Source organism: Shewanella basaltis (assembly GCF_023283885.1).
GTDB classification, from domain to species: Bacteria; Pseudomonadota; Gammaproteobacteria; order Enterobacterales; family Shewanellaceae; genus Shewanella; species Shewanella basaltis.
Genome location: NZ_JAKILA010000008.1, coordinates 125,710 through 140,579 on the forward strand (window position 1 = coordinate 125,710; position 14,870 = coordinate 140,579).

Genomic DNA, 14,870 nt, shown 5'->3' on the forward strand with positions numbered 1-14,870 from the left:
TTATCGTGAGCGCGAGAGTAAATCTAGTATTTGTCGCTCAGTTCTTTTGGACTAAACATGCTATCGCCAGATTGTTTGTTGTGTTGGTAAATCATTCTGTAGCTCAGCACGGCTTGTACATACTCACGGGTTTCTGTGTATGGAATGGTTTCAATAAATGTCATGACGTCTAATGTGCCATTAGATGCACGTAACCATCGGCGAACACTGCCAGGGCCTGCATTGTATGCTGCAGTGGCTAACACTCGATTACCATTAAATTGTTTCAGCAACTCGCTGTAATACGCACTGCCTAGCATGATGTTTACATTGGGATCATACAAGTCTTTTACGTTGTTAAACGCAATCTTGTTCTTTTGGGCGGTTTGTTTGGCTGTTGCAGGCATCAATTGCATTAAACCACGCGCGCCGACGCCAGATGTTGCATAAGGATAAAAGGCACTTTCACGACGCGAAATGGCTCTAATTTCATCGATGTTAACCTGATATTTTTTACTGGCTTTAATAAATGCATCATCTGCTGCTAGGGGGAAGCGCAGTGCTAAGGAGTCCCACAATTTACCTTGAATACTCGACTCAACACTAAAGCCATGCCAGCCTTGTTGTAGCGCAAATAATCCATATTGTGCCGTTAGCTCGCTGTCATGGCGGCGCATTAAATAAACCCACTCATTACGGGCATCTATGTGTTTATCTAATGCCATTAATTCAATGACTCGAGCAAGTCCAGGGTCGTTAGTTAGTTGTGCCTGTAACTCAGGATTGGGCGCGAGGTTGTCGTCGTTCATTGACAATGGATGACCAATGGCCTGTGCAGCGCTAAAGCCGTAAAAGTTCCGTTGACGACTTAATACAGACTGGAGTTCTGTGGCTTTGGTTTTATCTTTACGTGCGATTATTTTTGCCTGCCAGTACATCCAGCGCGGATTGGCTTTTCCTTCGTCACTTAATAGCGCTAAATATTTTTCAACCGTGTTGAAGTCAAGCTCCCTTAACGCCCAGCGCATGCGCATTTCATATAAGTCATCAAATGCTAACAGCGGTAACATTTTGTCGATATGACTAAGTAGTGTGTTGTCTTGCTTGATTAAGGCTCGGCGAACTAAATAGCGATTAAGTTCGCGCGCTTCGTCTTTACCAAAACGATTCGCCTTTTGGTATTTAACAAACAATTTTATGGCTTGATGTAAGTCTTTTTGAGCTAATTTGCGTAAACCCGCGTCAACAATATTACTGATAATGGGTTTTGAACTGGTAAATTTGTTGATATGGCGCAGGGTATTTGGGTCCCGGTATACGGACATCAGTAATTTAGCTTCACGACTGTGTGTTGTCACTTTTTGCGACAAATAGCTCAATAAACTGGTTTGTCCGGCATCAAAACTGAGCAGCATACGAGCCCAAATCACCTCTTGGGTGCGATAACCTGCTTTTGTCCACATATCAAATACTGTGTCGCATTCTTTCGGACGAGAATAGCCATGCACCCACAAACGTTCAATGCCTTTATACGCAGTGTCTTTATTGCCCGCATCGAGTTGTGCTTGGTAATAGTAACATTGCAAGCGAATATCGTTGGGTGTGTTTGGCGATATTACTAAAAAGTCTTGCCAGCGTTGTTTTCTGCCGGCATTAAGTAAATAGCGATAACGCGCATTGTTATACAGAGGTGTGGTATCAAATTGGTTTATGGCATTTAGCGCACTATTACCGGGAGACTGAACTATTTGGTCAATGGTTGCGTGGTAGTCAAGGTACACAGTTAATGGGTAGTCGGCTAATCTATTGCGCAATGCTTGATATTGTCCTAGCTGTTTTTTATCGAGTGCTTTACGTGCATCAAGATAGGTTTGTTGCTGTGATGTCAACGCGCTAGCTTGACTGATAAAAACCAGTGGCGCAGCGATAACTAACATGCCAGTGAATAAAGTGTTAACCCAAGTGTTACGCATTTAAATGAGAATCTCCGCCTCAATACTTCGTTTGCGATAATAAAATTTACGTTTACGCACTACTATTGCGTGCGTTAATTAAATAAAGATTAATCTTAAAGGCAATAATTACTGTGCTTGCTGTTGCGTGGTTGTTTCTATCGACTCGTCTAATGCCTTGTTAAGCAATTGTCTGTCGATTTGCTTGCTGGTATCGACGCCTAATTGGCGCATAAAATGTGCCTGCCTGATTAAGTTGCCTTTACCTGATGATAATTTTGCCATAGCACTTTGGTAGCTTTTATCTGCGCCATCTAATGCGCGGCCGAGTTTTTCCATGTCTTCTAAATAGCCACAGAGTTTGTCGTAAATTCGGCTGGCTTGTTTGGCAATATTTTGTGCATTTTGGTTTTGATATTCATAGCGCCAAATATTGTTGATGGTGCGCAGTGCAACCAATAGGTTTGTTGGGCTTACCAGCATAATATTATGCTCTAATGCAAAATTAACCAGGCTTGGGTCGTATTCAATTGCCAGTAAAAAGGCCGGCTCAATCGGAATAAACATTAATACATAGTCGAGACTTTTTAGACCATGTAGTTTGTGATAATCCTTTTGGCTCAAGCCTTTAATATGCTGCCTAATGGATAGCGCATGCTCTTTTATGGCCTGTTCACGAATGTCTTTGTCTTCGCTATTAAAATAGCGCTCGTAACTGACAAGCGACATTTTTGCGTCTATCACTACGTCTTTTTGCTCGGGTAAGTGCACAATTACATCAGGTTTAAAGCGTTTGCCGTTATCGTCTTTTAAATCTTGCTGTATATGATATTCATGGCCTTCTCGTAGGCCGCTTTCCTGTAGCACTCGCTCTAAAATCACTTCGCCCCAATTGCCTTGCTGCTTGTTATCGCCTTTTAATGCTTTGGTTAGGTTAATGGCGTCTTGGCTCATCTTCATGTTGAGTTCACGCAGATGATCTAGTTGGTGTTTTAAGGCACTTCGCTCAGATTGCTCGTGAGTGTAGGATTCTTGAATTTGTTGCCTAAAGCCTTCAAGTTGTTGCTTTAACGGGCCTAATACCCCGTCTATTTGCGAAACATTTTGTTGCTTAAAGCTTTCGCTGCGTTCATCAAAAATACGGTTAGCTAAATTTTCAAATTGCAATTTGAGCCGTTCTTCGGCTGATTCAAGCAAGGCTATTTTATCTTCTAATGATTTTTGCTCAGCTTCGGCTTTAACCATGATGGTTTGTTGTATCGCATTCGATTTGGCAAGATTAAGCTGAGATTCCATCAAACGATGTTGTGTGTCTGCTAATTGCTGCTCCACAACATAAACTCTATCAGCTTTTGTTTCGGCGGTAGAAAGCTGCGAAATTAAACTTTCGATTTTGTTTTGCAGATGATTACTATGATCAATTTTATCATCAAGAGTATCTTGTAACCTAGCTAACTCTGTTTGTGCCTCTTGTACAAGCGTGAGGCTTTCTTGTTCATGCTGGAGCTTTAGCTGTTCCCAGCGTTTACGGGTTAACCGTTGATTGATAAGTGCGCCAATTAAAAAGGCAAGAAACGCAACCGCAATCAGCGCTGCAATTTGAGGAGGAGTTAACGACACTGCAAAAGGCATAACAAAAACCGATAGAAAATAATGGCTAAGGGTCGCACGGCTACAAATTGCCTGCAAGAGGCAAAATAAGGATTTACTGATTTTTTGTTGTTAATGATTAAATTTAAATCTAATCGGATGATTAGTGCGTATAGGCACCAATATTAAGATGTGCACAACGGCAAATTATGGTTATTTTTATTTAATGTGCAATAAATACTGACGTTGCCCTGTCTATTAAGTGGCATCAGACAATATGAATGTATTGGTTAGGGTCTGTTGATCTTTCAAGGTTATTTTTGCAGCGAATTGTTGGTATTTTATACAAGGCAGAGACTTTGAAGTGTAGTTATTCTACATAAAAAGTCGATAACGCAGTAAAAATGACCAACAAACGCTGCCCACAGGGTTCGGCTAAAAACGTTTTACTCTTTGTTGAATAGATTTTGCTTAGGTGGCTAGGCTTCAATCCATTTGCCTCGATTAAAACGTTTTTAACTCGAACAAAATTCAACCAGCAAAGATCAACAGACCCTAGTTAACGGTTTTTTTAAGAGGTGAACCATGGCGCGCAAAAATCGATTTACTCAAGGCATACTGCAACGAGCTCCTTGGCATTTAGCTGACAACCAAGTGACGCCTGAATCTGTATTTAATGACCGTCGCAATATTATTAAAGCTTTGGGGTTAGGTGCGTTAGGGGCCAGTTTACCTGGGCAGGTTCAAGCTGGTCTATTTGATTTATTTGGCGAGCAAACGGCTAAAAAACCTTTTACTACGCAAAGTTTACAGTATGCGACACCTCGCCAATTTACTCTCTCTGATGCTAAAACCCCTGAAGATAAGGTTACTCGTCATAACAATTTTTACGAGTTTGGTACCAGTAAATCTGATCCCTTTGACAATGCTCAGGGCTTTAATGTTGACCCTTGGACATTGGTCATTGATGGTCTGGTTGATAAACCCATTACCTTAGATTTACAGGCGCTAACGAAGCGCTTCGCCCTTGAAGAGCGGACCTACCGCTTACGTTGTGTTGAAGCCTGGTCGATGGTCATCCCCTGGGTGGGTTTCTCGTTAGCCACTTTACTTAAAGAAGCGGGCGTTAAGCAAAACGCTACTCATGTTGCATTTGAAACCTTGTTTGATCCTGAGCAAATGCCGGGGCAAAAAAATCGTTTAATGGGCGGCGGTATTCATTATCCGTATGTAGAGGGATTAACCATTGCTGAAGCCATGAACGAGTTGCCCTTTTTAGCTGTTGGTTTGTATGGAAAAACCTTACCGCCACAAAATGGTGCCCCAATTAGGTTAGTGGTGCCATGGAAATATGGGTTTAAAAGTATTAAATCGGTTGTGCGCATTCGCGTGTTAGATAAACAGCCCCCCACAAGTTGGAACCAACTGGCGCCAAATGAATATGGCTTTTATGCCAATGTTAATCCTGAGGTTGATCATCCGCGTTGGTCGCAAGCAAGTGAGCGAAGCATAGGCGAGGGCGGGCTGTTTTCAGCTAAACGTGTTCCGACACAAATGTTTAATGGTTACGGTGAATTTGTTGCCGATCTGTATAAAAATATTGATTTAAGGACGTTTTATTAATGCGTTTAAGCCCTCGACATGTGTTTTGGCTTAAAGTCATTCTGCACATTGTGTTTTTGCTTCCGGCGTTGTATCTCATTGCCCTTGTGATGACTGACAATGCGGGAGGCGATCCGGTGCAATATATTATTCATTATACCGGTATGGGAGCGCTCAATAGCTTACTGGTTACGTTATTAATATCCCCCATAGCAAAACGGGCTAAGTTGGCGGCATTAATGCAAACGCGTCGCTTAGTTGGTTTATATGTTTTTGCTTATGCTTTGTTACATATTGCGGCATTTATCAGCTTGGATTTGCTATTTGCGTGGGGATTATTATTTGAGGAAGTGATTAAACGACCTTACATTTTAGTGGGAGCCGCAGCGTTTATCATAGTAACACTGCTCGCTGTTACTTCGCCCCATGGTATTAAACGAGGTTTGGGTAAGCGGTGGCAATCGCTACACAATTGGATATATGTAGTGGCTTTGTTCGCGCCTATTCATTTTTATTGGTCGGTTAAGTCGGAAATTATTGAACCGAGTATTTATATGGTGCTGTTTGTCCTGTTGTTGTACAACCGTAAAGCCGCCATCAAAAAATGGTTATTATTAACGCGTTAATGTATTTTTTTAATCCGCTGAAGTTAGTGGCGTAATCTTGGGTTTAGGCCGTTAGTGCAAAATGCGGCAAATAAGGTAAACAGCATAACAGCACTCATAATGACGGCTAGCCTTAACCAAGGTTCTGAAAGTGTGATCCGTATGTCGATAAAATTGACGGTTGTTACTGCCCAGACAAAAATAACGCTCAACACTAAGGTGATTTTTAATAACTGATTGATTATATTGTGCCGAATAAACATTAATAGCGGCATGGTACAGGCAATAATGGCCCATTCTGTTTGGCTAAAACGAAGAAAATGCGCGCCTAATAGTAGAAACGCTAATGTAATGATGACAATTCTCCACCACATAATATTGCCTCTGATAAACGTCGAATGTGCGATAATTTGAGTTAACAGCATAAGATTTATAGCAGATTATTTCTTGATGTTTGCTCACAAATTATGCGTTTAAATGCCCTGGGGCCTGTTGAACTTTCCAGGCTGAATGAAGTTCGCGTTAAAAACGTGTTATTTGAGGCGAATTGATTGATGCTTAGTCATCTGAGCAACGCTTTATTCACAGTGCGTTATTCAACAAAGAGTAACACGTTTTTAGCCGAACCCTGTGGGCAGCGTTTGTTGGTCATTTTTACTGCGTTATCAACTTGTTATGAAAAATAGCGACACCTCAACGTCTTTGCCTTGTCGCTCATGTTTAAGTAAAGACCAATAATTCGCTGCAAAAATAACCTTTAAAGATCAACAGACCCTAGTATTGGATTATTTTTTGTACTCAGTTTGTTTAACTTTTGCGTTATTGGTGAATATTTGATGCTTACATTGATTGATACCAAAATGGGTTAGGCCAAGCAATAAGCCCCAAACGGCAGCGCCTATAGCCAAAAAACTTATCCCAGATAAAGTGCACACAAATGTGAGTAAAGCCGACTCTCGATAGTTATTCGCCCCAAATGCATTTTGAAGGCACATTAATAAAGTCCCCATGAGTGCAAGTCCCGCTAATATATCGCTAATGGCAGTGGGTAACCCCATAAATAAAGCCACGACACCGCTGGCCCATAATCCGGCAATGATATAAAAAACACCCGCCCACAATGTTGCTTTGTAGCGTTGGTTTGGATCATCGTCAACGTTGTTGTCCATACAAATCGCCGCCGAGATTGCCGCAAGGTTAACGCTAAATACGCCGCAAGGTGCTAATAGGATATTTGATATCCCCGTACCCAATAAAAGTGGTGTTCCATGAGCTTGATAACCATAGCTTTTTAACATGGCAATGCCGGGTAAATTTTGCGACAACATCGTAATTATATATAAAGGGATGCTGATGTTGAGTATGGCTGAAAGCGTAAACTCGGGGGTAATCCAAATGGGGGACGCGATAGTTAAATCAAATTGTGCCAGCAAAGATGTGCTTAGTCGATCTGCGAGTATCGCATAAGCGATGGCAACAGCTAATAAAACGGCCATTGCATATTTGGGTAGCCAGTATTTTGCTAGCATAAAACTGCCAAACAGGAGGCTAAACATTAACGGTTCGGTTGCCAGTGGCATAAATGCTTTTAGGCAAAATGGCAATAAAATAGCTGCTAACATTGCTGCTGCTAATGCAGAAGGGATCGAAGACAGCAAACGAGTTAAAGGCTTAATTAAACCGCTTATTGCGATAAGTCCTGCTGAAATCATATAAGCACCCATTACCTGGTTGATGCTAAATTCCCCCACGATCCCAATGAGCATCGCTGCGCCCGGGGTCGACCAGGCTGTCAAAATAGGGGTTTTATAATACCAAGAATAAGCCATCGAACTGAGCCCCATTATCAGCCCTAATGCCAGTAATCCGCTGCTGACTTGTGTCGAGTTTGCTCCTGCAAGGCTTGCTGCTTGGATCACTAAAATCACAGAGCTGGTATAGCCGACTAACACCGCAGTGAAGCCGGCTGACAGATGACTGATGCTAATACTGTGTTTACCCATGTTTGAGTCCGTATTGGGATATAGGCCAATTTGTTGGCAATAAGGCGTATACAGGTGTGCGCTAAAGCGCACGATTGATGGCTGAATATAGCACTGGATGTTATAGCGCACAAGGGGCTAGGTTAAAGCAGAAAATAACGTATAATGAGCTCTCAGTTGTTATTGAAGACGGTAAACCATGGATAGCAAGGCACATATGGCAGAGCATTTAAAAGCTTTGCGAAAATCAAAAGGGCTAAGCTTAGATGCTACAGCAAAATTGACCGGAGTCTCTAAAGCGATGCTTGGGCAAATTGAGCGTCAAGAGTCGAGCCCAACAATTGCCACATTATGGAAAATTGCTAATGGTTTACACGCGTCATTTTCTGCTTTTTTGTTATCGCCTAATGCAGAGCCTTTGTTAGACAAAACATTTCCAGATGATCCCAATATGCAAATTAGTACCTTGTTTGCGTATAACTCACAGACCCACTTTGAAATGTTCGAAATTAGCTTAAGCGGATTTCATCAGCAGATGTCTGCACCGCACAGTATCGGGGTGATTGAGCATGTGATTGTGCTGCAAGGAAGGTTAGCTATATTCACAGGCAATGAGTGGCAAACGTTAGAATGTGGCCAGCGTTATCGTTTTTTTGCTGATCAACCCCATGGTTATCATGCTCTTACTGAAACGGCGGTGTTTCAAAATATTGTTAGCTATCCATTTGGTACGTAGACCCTAGGCTAGGTCTGGTTTTTTTGTATTGCTTCGATTTGTTGCCAAATCACTTCAGACTCAGCAGTTAGCAGTGAATATGTTTTAATGTCACCCTTACGTTGAGCTTGCATGGCTTGTTCAAGTTTTTGATCATAGCTTTTACGCAATGCTTTAAGTGGGTCTGGCTTTAAAAATGAAAACATAATGGCACCTATGAATAAATAATGATTGTTATACGTGCCAAACAAGATTTTAGACCAACAAGCACCTGCGCTGACAAGAGGACAGTAAACGTGCGCTTGGTTAGCCATTATGTTTGTCAATGTGTATTGCCCATATTTAATCTTGCCAACGTTGTTTAATGTACAGAATACTGGGCAGACATTGTTGTAGTAACACAACTAAATTGGGGTCGAAATGAATCCCACTCTGGCTTTGGATAAAGTCCATTGCTTGTTCTACTGTCCATGCTTCTTTATAGGGGCGCTTACTGGTCAGTGCGTCAAACACATCTGCAATGGCGACAATGCGCCCTTCAATCGGGATTTCTTCGCCTTTTAAGCCATGTGGGTAGCCACTGCCGTCATATTTTTCGTGATGAGTCAGTGACACCACTTTTGCTAGTGCAATTAAATCTGAATCCGAATCGCCGAGAATTTCTGCGCCGATTTCAGGATGGGTTTTCATAATGGCAAATTCTTCGTCGGTTAGTTTGCCGGGCTTGAGCATAATGCTGTCTGGAATACCGATTTTACCTATGTCGTGCATAGGGGCTGCGTGTAATAAATTGTCGGCTGCAAACTCTGAAAAACCATAGGCAAGCGCAATAATTTTTGAATAGTGGCTCATGCGCATAATGTGCATGCCTGTCTCGTTATCTTTGTATTCAGATGCGCGCCCTAGGCGTTGTATTACTTGCAATCGAGTACGGCGTAAATCGTCAGCTTGAACAAGTGATAAATGGGTTTTCACCCGAGCTTTAACCACAGCGGGTGACACAGGTTTGGTGATGTAATCTACCGCGCCAACGTCAAAGCCTTTTGCTTCGTCAACTTCATCACTCAATGCGGTAACAAAAATGATGGGCACCGCTTTGCTTATTGGGTCAGCTTTGAGTTGTTCGCACACTTCAAAGCCGGTCATGCCGGGCATCATTACATCGAGCAAAATTAAATTTGGCAGTTCGCGTTGTACCAGGCGCAGGGCTTCTTCACCACTTTTAGCAAAAATTAGGCGGTATTGATCCTCGAGCATCTTTTTCAATACTCTGAGGTTGGCTGGCTCATCATCCACAATTAGGATGGTTTGTTTACTGTCTTGTCTGTTAAATATCATCTGTTAAGTGTTTGCTTCTTGTGCATTGATTTGCAACTCCAGGCTGGCGAGTTGGGTTAATGCTTGTTCAAATTCAAAGTCATCTAGGGCATGTTGGATCGATTGACATGGCAGGAGATACAAGGTTGGCACGGATGCAATGAGTAAATTGACATCACTTTCATTGTATTCGTTGTCCTGTGCAGCTAGTCGAATGCGCGTAATAAGTTGGTTGAGTTGGGCCGTATCCATTTTGCTTACAGCCTCGTCGTTAGACGTGACTAACTCAAGCTTTTGCTCTGTATCAAGATACTGATCTATTTGGGTGAATGCTTGCTCTATTGCTGGTAATAACGCGAGCAACTCTGTGGCCGATGACATTTGCGCGAGTCGTTCTGCATCCATAAACAATCGGGTTAACTGCGTTAGCGATAAATTTCCGGCTAAGCCTTTTAATCCATGTAATTGAGTGTGGACAGCTGGCCAATCATCGGCATTAATTAAGTGTTGTATTTGGCTTATACACTGCTGCTGTTTGTGCATAAACCCGGCTATTTCTTTGTTTAGCGTAGTTTTATCACCCCAGAGGGCAATGCCTTTTTTGACATTTACCGTGAGTTTATTGTCGATTACTTCTTGCTGTATATCCGGTGTTTGATTGTGGCTTTCAAGTTTTAATACTTGTGCAATTTCATGATTTAACAGCGCAACATCAATCGGCTTGTTTGCAAATCCGTCCATGCCGGCATCGAGTGCCGCGAGTCTGTCTTCTGGCAGTACACTGGCGGTTAATGCAATAATTGGCATGTGTGGTAATTGTTGGCTGTGTTCTTGTTCTCGGCGTAAACGTGATGCTGTTAATCCATCCATAATGGGCATTTGCACGTCCATTAAGACGATATCAATTTTGTCACTTTGCATACGCAGTAATGCTTGTTTACCGTCGCGAGCCGTGATGACACTGTGGCCTTGACGTTTGAGGACAATAGTTAATAAATCAATGTTTTGTTGAATATCATCAACAATTAAAATCGATAAGGGTTTGAGGCTTAAGCTTAATTTAGGTGCAGAGGTATCGTTTGACTGCTTTGGCGGCAGTAATGGCAACGAAAATGCAAAACAACTGCCTTTGCCATAGGTACTTTGAGCGGTAATTTTACCCCCCATTAATTCAACTAACTGCTTACTTATGGTTGTGCCTAAGCCTGTACCACCAAATCGGCGATTCATGCTGGCGTCAGCCTGTGCGAAGGCGTCAAACACCAAAGCAAGTTGGGCTGGCGTCATGCCGATACCCGTATCACTGATAGCAAATTCAATACAGCCACTGGGTTTCACACCTACATTGATGCTGACGCCGCCCTCTGCGGTAAACTTAATGGCATTACCAATTAAATTTGTTAGCACTTGTCTTATTCTATCTGGCGCGCCGTGATAAGCCGTTGCAACTGCTGGTGCCACATCGACATTTAAATATAATCCTTTGCTGTTTGCTTGGAGCCATAATGTCGATACCACAGAATCGACTTCTTCGATAACCGAAAAGTCCCTCAGTTCTAATTCAAACTTGCCTTTATCGAGTTTCGCGCTGTCGAGCACATCGTTTAGCAGGTGCAATAGTGACTTTGCTGACTGGTTAATGGTATTAAGATGTTTATGCTGCTCAGCGGTGAGTTTGTCGTCGAGTAATATGTCGCTAAATCCAATAATCGCGTTCATTGGGGTGCGAATTTCATGGCTCATGTTGGCTAAAAAAGCGGCTCTTGCAGAGGCGGCTTGTTCTGCTTTGTCTTTGGCAATCAATAACGATTGCTCCATTTCTTTACGTTCAGTGATGTCCATAATAAAGCCATCAAGCCATTTATCGGTGACGTCTAAATCATCAACATGAGTACCGTATCCAAGTAACCAGCGAGTGTCCCCGTTGGCATTGATGATGCGATACTCGAGGGCAAATACTTTGTTAGTTGCTACAATTTGCGCAATTTGTTCGATATCGTCAGGATGCACCAGTTCATAAAAGTGACGTGTAGGCTCAGGGCCAATAAAGTCACTAGCGGGGTAGCCGGTGATATTTTCAACGGCATCACTGATAAACAGCATTGGCCAGTTTTCGATATTTAAACAGCGATAAGCGATACCAGGAATGTTACTAATGAGAGAACGGAATTGGGCTTCGCGATTAATTAATGCGCGCTGCATTTCAATGCGATGCCTTAAATCACTGATGTACATGACAAACAGGTTTTTGCCTTCTATACGGACATGCCCAATAGAGACTCTTACTGGAATGGTGTTTCCGTTGACGTGGCGTGCTTCAACATCGCGACCATCACTTTTTTGATTCGTGACAGTGTCATCAGAATAACTGGACAAATAGGCATTAAAGTCATCGATAAAATCGTTGGGAATAAAATGGCGGATATCTTGATGGCAAACATCTTCTAGTCGCCACCCGAGTAAATGTTCGACAGCTTTATTGCCACTTTCTATTTGGCCTTTGTCGTTAAAGGTGATAATGCCGTCAATCGCTGTCGAAATGGTTGCTCGGTATCGTGCTTCACTTAATTTGGCTTGGTGTAATGAGGCTTGATATTTAACTAACATGTTAACGACAAGCACCAATAAAATAATCACCACAGTAATAGTGGCCACCGCAATGCCAAGGTAAAACGACATCATTTTAGTTTGCTCAGAAAACTCAAACCCAGGCGGCCTAACAAAACGTGCTGCAGCCATTCCCGTATAGTGCATCGCTGATATGGCAATGCCCATCACGATTGCCGCGATGGCATTTTTGTGTAATTCGCTTAAGGCATAGTTACCAAGGTTGTTTAAGCTAAAACGGATCCACAAGGCAAGGATGGCGAGCGCAACCGCGACAATAATAGATAAACCAAAATAAAATAGGTCGTAGCGAAGTAGCGGGGCCATTTCCATCGCTGCCATGCCCACATAATGCATGGTGCCGATGCCCGCACCCACTAATATGCCACCAACAATAAACTGGCTGGTTTTTGGATTTGCGGTTGAAATAACATTAAGGGCGACCCAAGATGCCGCAATACTAGGAATGATTGACAGTGCTGTTAAGCCAATGTTGTAACTGACAGGCGTGCATAGGCTAAATGCTAACATGCCAATAAAGTGCATTGACCATACCCCGCCACCGAGTGCAAAACTGCCGCAAGATATCAACATATGGCGTTTGTAGGTGTGGAGTGTGGTTACGGCTTGTGAGGCAACTTGCAATGCCATAAATGAAGCAAAGATTGCAATTGCGATAGAAATTAACACAACAATTGGATGAAAATTACCAACAATTAATAGGCTTTCATCTGTAACTGAGAAAAGAGTACGAATTGATTCGGGCATAATGTAATAGATGAAACCGCAATAAATAAGTGATTGATATTAAATGTATCGGCATTAAATAAAAAAACCTCAGTATTTTATTTAATTTATAACCAAAACGTGTTCTAAATCAATGTTTATGTGCTAGGTAAGCGTTATAGTGTTCTGTTTTGCAAATTATTGCTTTACAAAGTGACGGTCTGATGACGTTTGTTGTATTTATGTTTCTTTTTTGTTGCTTTGTTTCGGTGTGTAATTTAGTTAACAATGGGGGATGATTGAGGGAAATGCGCGTGTTTAAGTCAGTTTATTCTCCTAGCGTGATGAGATAGGGGAGTCTACCTCATCATTTAGCCGCTTTTATGCTCAAACTTGCACTAATTGTTGGACGTACCAAACATAAATAGTAATGGCTTATCTAAGCGTTTTGCCCATGCGTTTTCGGTGTGATCTTCACCCGGGAAATAAAGGCTTTGCCATTGGTTTTTTGGGTATTTTTGTTGCTTGAATATGTTATCGATTTGTTTTTGTAAATCAGGGTACATGGCATCAAGTGTGCGGTCGCCATAGTCAAAATACACTTTTTGATGACTGAGTTTGTGCACATTTTTGGCAATATACTCCTTGAATATCGGAAATAGCTCATCTTCTGCGCTAAATGTTCCTGGCCAATGGGTCGACATGCAAATTGCTCCCGTAAAGTAGTCGGGGTAATTAAGCAGGGTGTACCATGAAATAAGCCCGCCCATGCTTGACCCACCTAAATAACGATGTTCTGCTCCTTTGTTGACGGGGTAGTGGGCCTCAATATACGGAATGACTTCTTTTATTAAAAAAAGACTGTATTTATCTGAATACACTTTAGATGCAAATAGTGGCTGATCTGCAAACTTTTTAATTTGATATAATGCCTGCTGTTTAGCAACCGAGAGACTTTCAAACGGTTGCTGCGGAAAATACTCACTGTGGCGATTTTCGACTGCATTAGGAATGCCAACAACAATAAAAGGTCGAACTTTACCTTGTTCAATTAACTCACCGGCAACTTCATCGACTCGCCACTCTTGCTTGTTCCAAGTGGTGTTAGCATCAAATAACATGCGGCCATCGTGCATGTACAGTACATCATACTGGCTATGTTTGTTATACCCAGGCGGTAACCACACCGTTAAAAATTTGTCTTTAACGTACTGAGATGGAAAGGATTGTACTATTTCAATTTGACCTTTGCTGACCTGCACAGTGGGGGCGTTAGCGTAAGATGCAGGAGATAAAAAAGCCGTTAAGCCTAGTAATGCAATCACAAATTTCATGGCAGCGCCTTAATAATGTAAAACATCATTTTCACACGCATTGATGTTAATTCAATGTGAATACGTATGTAGTGGATATAATACCAATCAGCACAAAAAGGTTGGTTAATATCGCTTATCATTTCGTTACAAACTGTGAAGGTTGAACAACTCGCTTACTGCAATTTCTGGCTTATTTTAAGCGATTTTTTGCTAGGCAAGCACTGAACACTTATTTATCCTGATTGGCATTATTTGAGTGTAAACAAACCTGAGCTCGGGATAATAAATGCCTTTCAAACAGTCCTTTGCCCTGCTCACTGCGTTGAATCGACTTACAATAGGCTAGCTATTGACGTGTCAATTCGCCTTGTTAGCAGAACAGATGACAAGCTTGAAAGTGAGAATGGGTAACATGTTGATTTTAAATAGTATAAGTTCATCCCTTATCCCGAGCTCAGGTTAAAAAAAGGTACAAAGAT

General features: G+C 42.0%; 11 protein-coding genes and 1 pseudogene. 3 read left to right on the forward strand and 9 right to left on the reverse strand.

Features of this window, described 5'->3' with window-relative positions; translation table 11 throughout:
• Positions 1–23: 23 nt before the first annotated feature.
• The 3 genes and pseudogenes from L2703_RS08225 to L2703_RS08235 all read right to left on the reverse strand — a co-directional run bounded on the left by L2703_RS08225 (position 24) and on the right by L2703_RS08235 (position 4,011).
• On the reverse strand, positions 24–1,952 hold the full coding sequence (locus tag L2703_RS08225) for a transglycosylase SLT domain-containing protein (RefSeq protein ID WP_248970620.1): 1,929 nt from the start codon (positions 1,950–1,952) through the stop codon (positions 24–26).
• 108 nt (positions 1,953–2,060) lie between these two features.
• The gene (gene rmuC / locus L2703_RS08230; RefSeq protein WP_248970621.1) at positions 2,061–3,563 is read right to left on the reverse strand and encodes a DNA recombination protein RmuC; all 1,503 of its coding nucleotides are present in this window, start codon (positions 3,561–3,563) and stop codon (positions 2,061–2,063) included.
• A gap of 226 nt (positions 3,564–3,789) precedes the next feature.
• Positions 3,790–4,011: pseudogene (locus tag L2703_RS08235) on the reverse strand (hypothetical protein).
• 95 nt (positions 4,012–4,106) lie between these two features.
• Between L2703_RS08235 and msrP the strand changes: the two are divergent.
• Both msrP and msrQ read left to right on the forward strand, forming a co-directional pair.
• Positions 4,107–5,144: a protein-methionine-sulfoxide reductase catalytic subunit MsrP gene (msrP, locus tag L2703_RS08240; protein ID WP_248970622.1), complete on the forward strand. Its 1,038-nt coding sequence runs from the start codon at positions 4,107–4,109 to the stop codon at positions 5,142–5,144.
• Positions 5,144–5,749 (forward strand): protein-methionine-sulfoxide reductase heme-binding subunit MsrQ, encoded by a 606-nt coding sequence (gene msrQ / locus L2703_RS08245; RefSeq protein WP_248970623.1) that lies wholly within the window; start codon positions 5,144–5,146, stop codon positions 5,747–5,749. Before msrP ends, msrQ begins: the two co-directional genes overlap by 1 nt.
• A gap of 23 nt (positions 5,750–5,772) precedes the next feature.
• Here msrQ and L2703_RS08250 read toward each other — a convergent pair whose 3' ends face one another.
• Both L2703_RS08250 and L2703_RS08255 read right to left on the reverse strand, forming a co-directional pair.
• The gene (locus L2703_RS08250) at positions 5,773–6,102 is read right to left on the reverse strand and encodes a hypothetical protein (RefSeq protein ID WP_248970624.1); all 330 of its coding nucleotides are present in this window, start codon (positions 6,100–6,102) and stop codon (positions 5,773–5,775) included.
• 411 nt (positions 6,103–6,513) lie between these two features.
• Complete coding sequence (locus tag L2703_RS08255) at positions 6,514–7,731, reverse strand: benzoate/H(+) symporter BenE family transporter (protein ID WP_248970625.1); 1,218 nt, start codon at positions 7,729–7,731, stop codon at positions 6,514–6,516.
• A 178-nt stretch (positions 7,732–7,909) separates the two neighbouring features.
• On the opposite strand from L2703_RS08255, the gene L2703_RS08260 reads away from it, so the two are divergent.
• On the forward strand, positions 7,910–8,446 hold the full coding sequence (locus tag L2703_RS08260) for a helix-turn-helix domain-containing protein (RefSeq protein WP_248970626.1): 537 nt from the start codon (positions 7,910–7,912) through the stop codon (positions 8,444–8,446).
• A gap of 8 nt (positions 8,447–8,454) precedes the next feature.
• On the opposite strand, the gene L2703_RS08265 is transcribed toward L2703_RS08260, so the two are convergent.
• The 4 genes from L2703_RS08265 to L2703_RS08280 form a co-directional block, all read right to left on the reverse strand.
• Positions 8,455–8,631 (reverse strand): DUF6435 family protein, encoded by a 177-nt coding sequence (locus tag L2703_RS08265; protein ID WP_248970627.1) that lies wholly within the window; start codon positions 8,629–8,631, stop codon positions 8,455–8,457.
• 136 nt (positions 8,632–8,767) lie between these two features.
• Positions 8,768–9,763: a response regulator gene (locus L2703_RS08270; protein WP_283107837.1), complete on the reverse strand. Its 996-nt coding sequence runs from the start codon at positions 9,761–9,763 to the stop codon at positions 8,768–8,770.
• 3 nt (positions 9,764–9,766) lie between these two features.
• The gene (locus L2703_RS08275) at positions 9,767–13,117 is read right to left on the reverse strand and encodes an MHYT domain-containing protein (protein WP_248970628.1); all 3,351 of its coding nucleotides are present in this window, start codon (positions 13,115–13,117) and stop codon (positions 9,767–9,769) included.
• Between the two features lie 356 nt (positions 13,118–13,473).
• Positions 13,474–14,409 carry an alpha/beta hydrolase gene (locus L2703_RS08280; RefSeq protein ID WP_248970629.1) on the reverse strand — a complete coding sequence of 312 codons (936 nt, stop codon included), beginning with the start codon at positions 14,407–14,409 and terminating at the stop codon, positions 13,474–13,476.
• Between the last annotated feature and the right edge of the window lie 461 nt (positions 14,410–14,870).

Bases quoted from the DNA above. Each gene is read 5' to 3' on its own strand.
- rmuC (WP_248970621.1), bottom strand. From the start codon at position 3,563: ATGCCTTTTGCAGTGTCGTTAACTCCTCCTCAAATTGCAGCGCTGATT.
- L2703_RS08265 (WP_248970627.1), bottom strand. From the start codon at position 8,631: ATGTTTTCATTTTTAAAGCCAGACCCACTTAAAGCATTGCGTAAAAGC.
- L2703_RS08270 (WP_283107837.1), bottom strand. From the start codon at position 9,763: ATGATATTTAACAGACAAGACAGTAAACAAACCATCCTAATTGTGGAT.
- L2703_RS08250 (WP_248970624.1), bottom strand. From the start codon at position 6,102: ATGTGGTGGAGAATTGTCATCATTACATTAGCGTTTCTACTATTAGGC.
- L2703_RS08225 (WP_248970620.1), bottom strand. From the start codon at position 1,952: ATGCGTAACACTTGGGTTAACACTTTATTCACTGGCATGTTAGTTATC.
- L2703_RS08260 (WP_248970626.1), top strand. From the start codon at position 7,910: ATGGATAGCAAGGCACATATGGCAGAGCATTTAAAAGCTTTGCGAAAA.
- L2703_RS08255 (WP_248970625.1), bottom strand. From the start codon at position 7,731: ATGGGTAAACACAGTATTAGCATCAGTCATCTGTCAGCCGGCTTCACT.
- msrQ (WP_248970623.1), top strand. From the start codon at position 5,144: ATGCGTTTAAGCCCTCGACATGTGTTTTGGCTTAAAGTCATTCTGCAC.
- L2703_RS08280 (WP_248970629.1), bottom strand. From the start codon at position 14,409: ATGAAATTTGTGATTGCATTACTAGGCTTAACGGCTTTTTTATCTCCT.
- L2703_RS08275 (WP_248970628.1), bottom strand. From the start codon at position 13,117: ATGCCCGAATCAATTCGTACTCTTTTCTCAGTTACAGATGAAAGCCTA.
- msrP (WP_248970622.1), top strand. From the start codon at position 4,107: ATGGCGCGCAAAAATCGATTTACTCAAGGCATACTGCAACGAGCTCCT.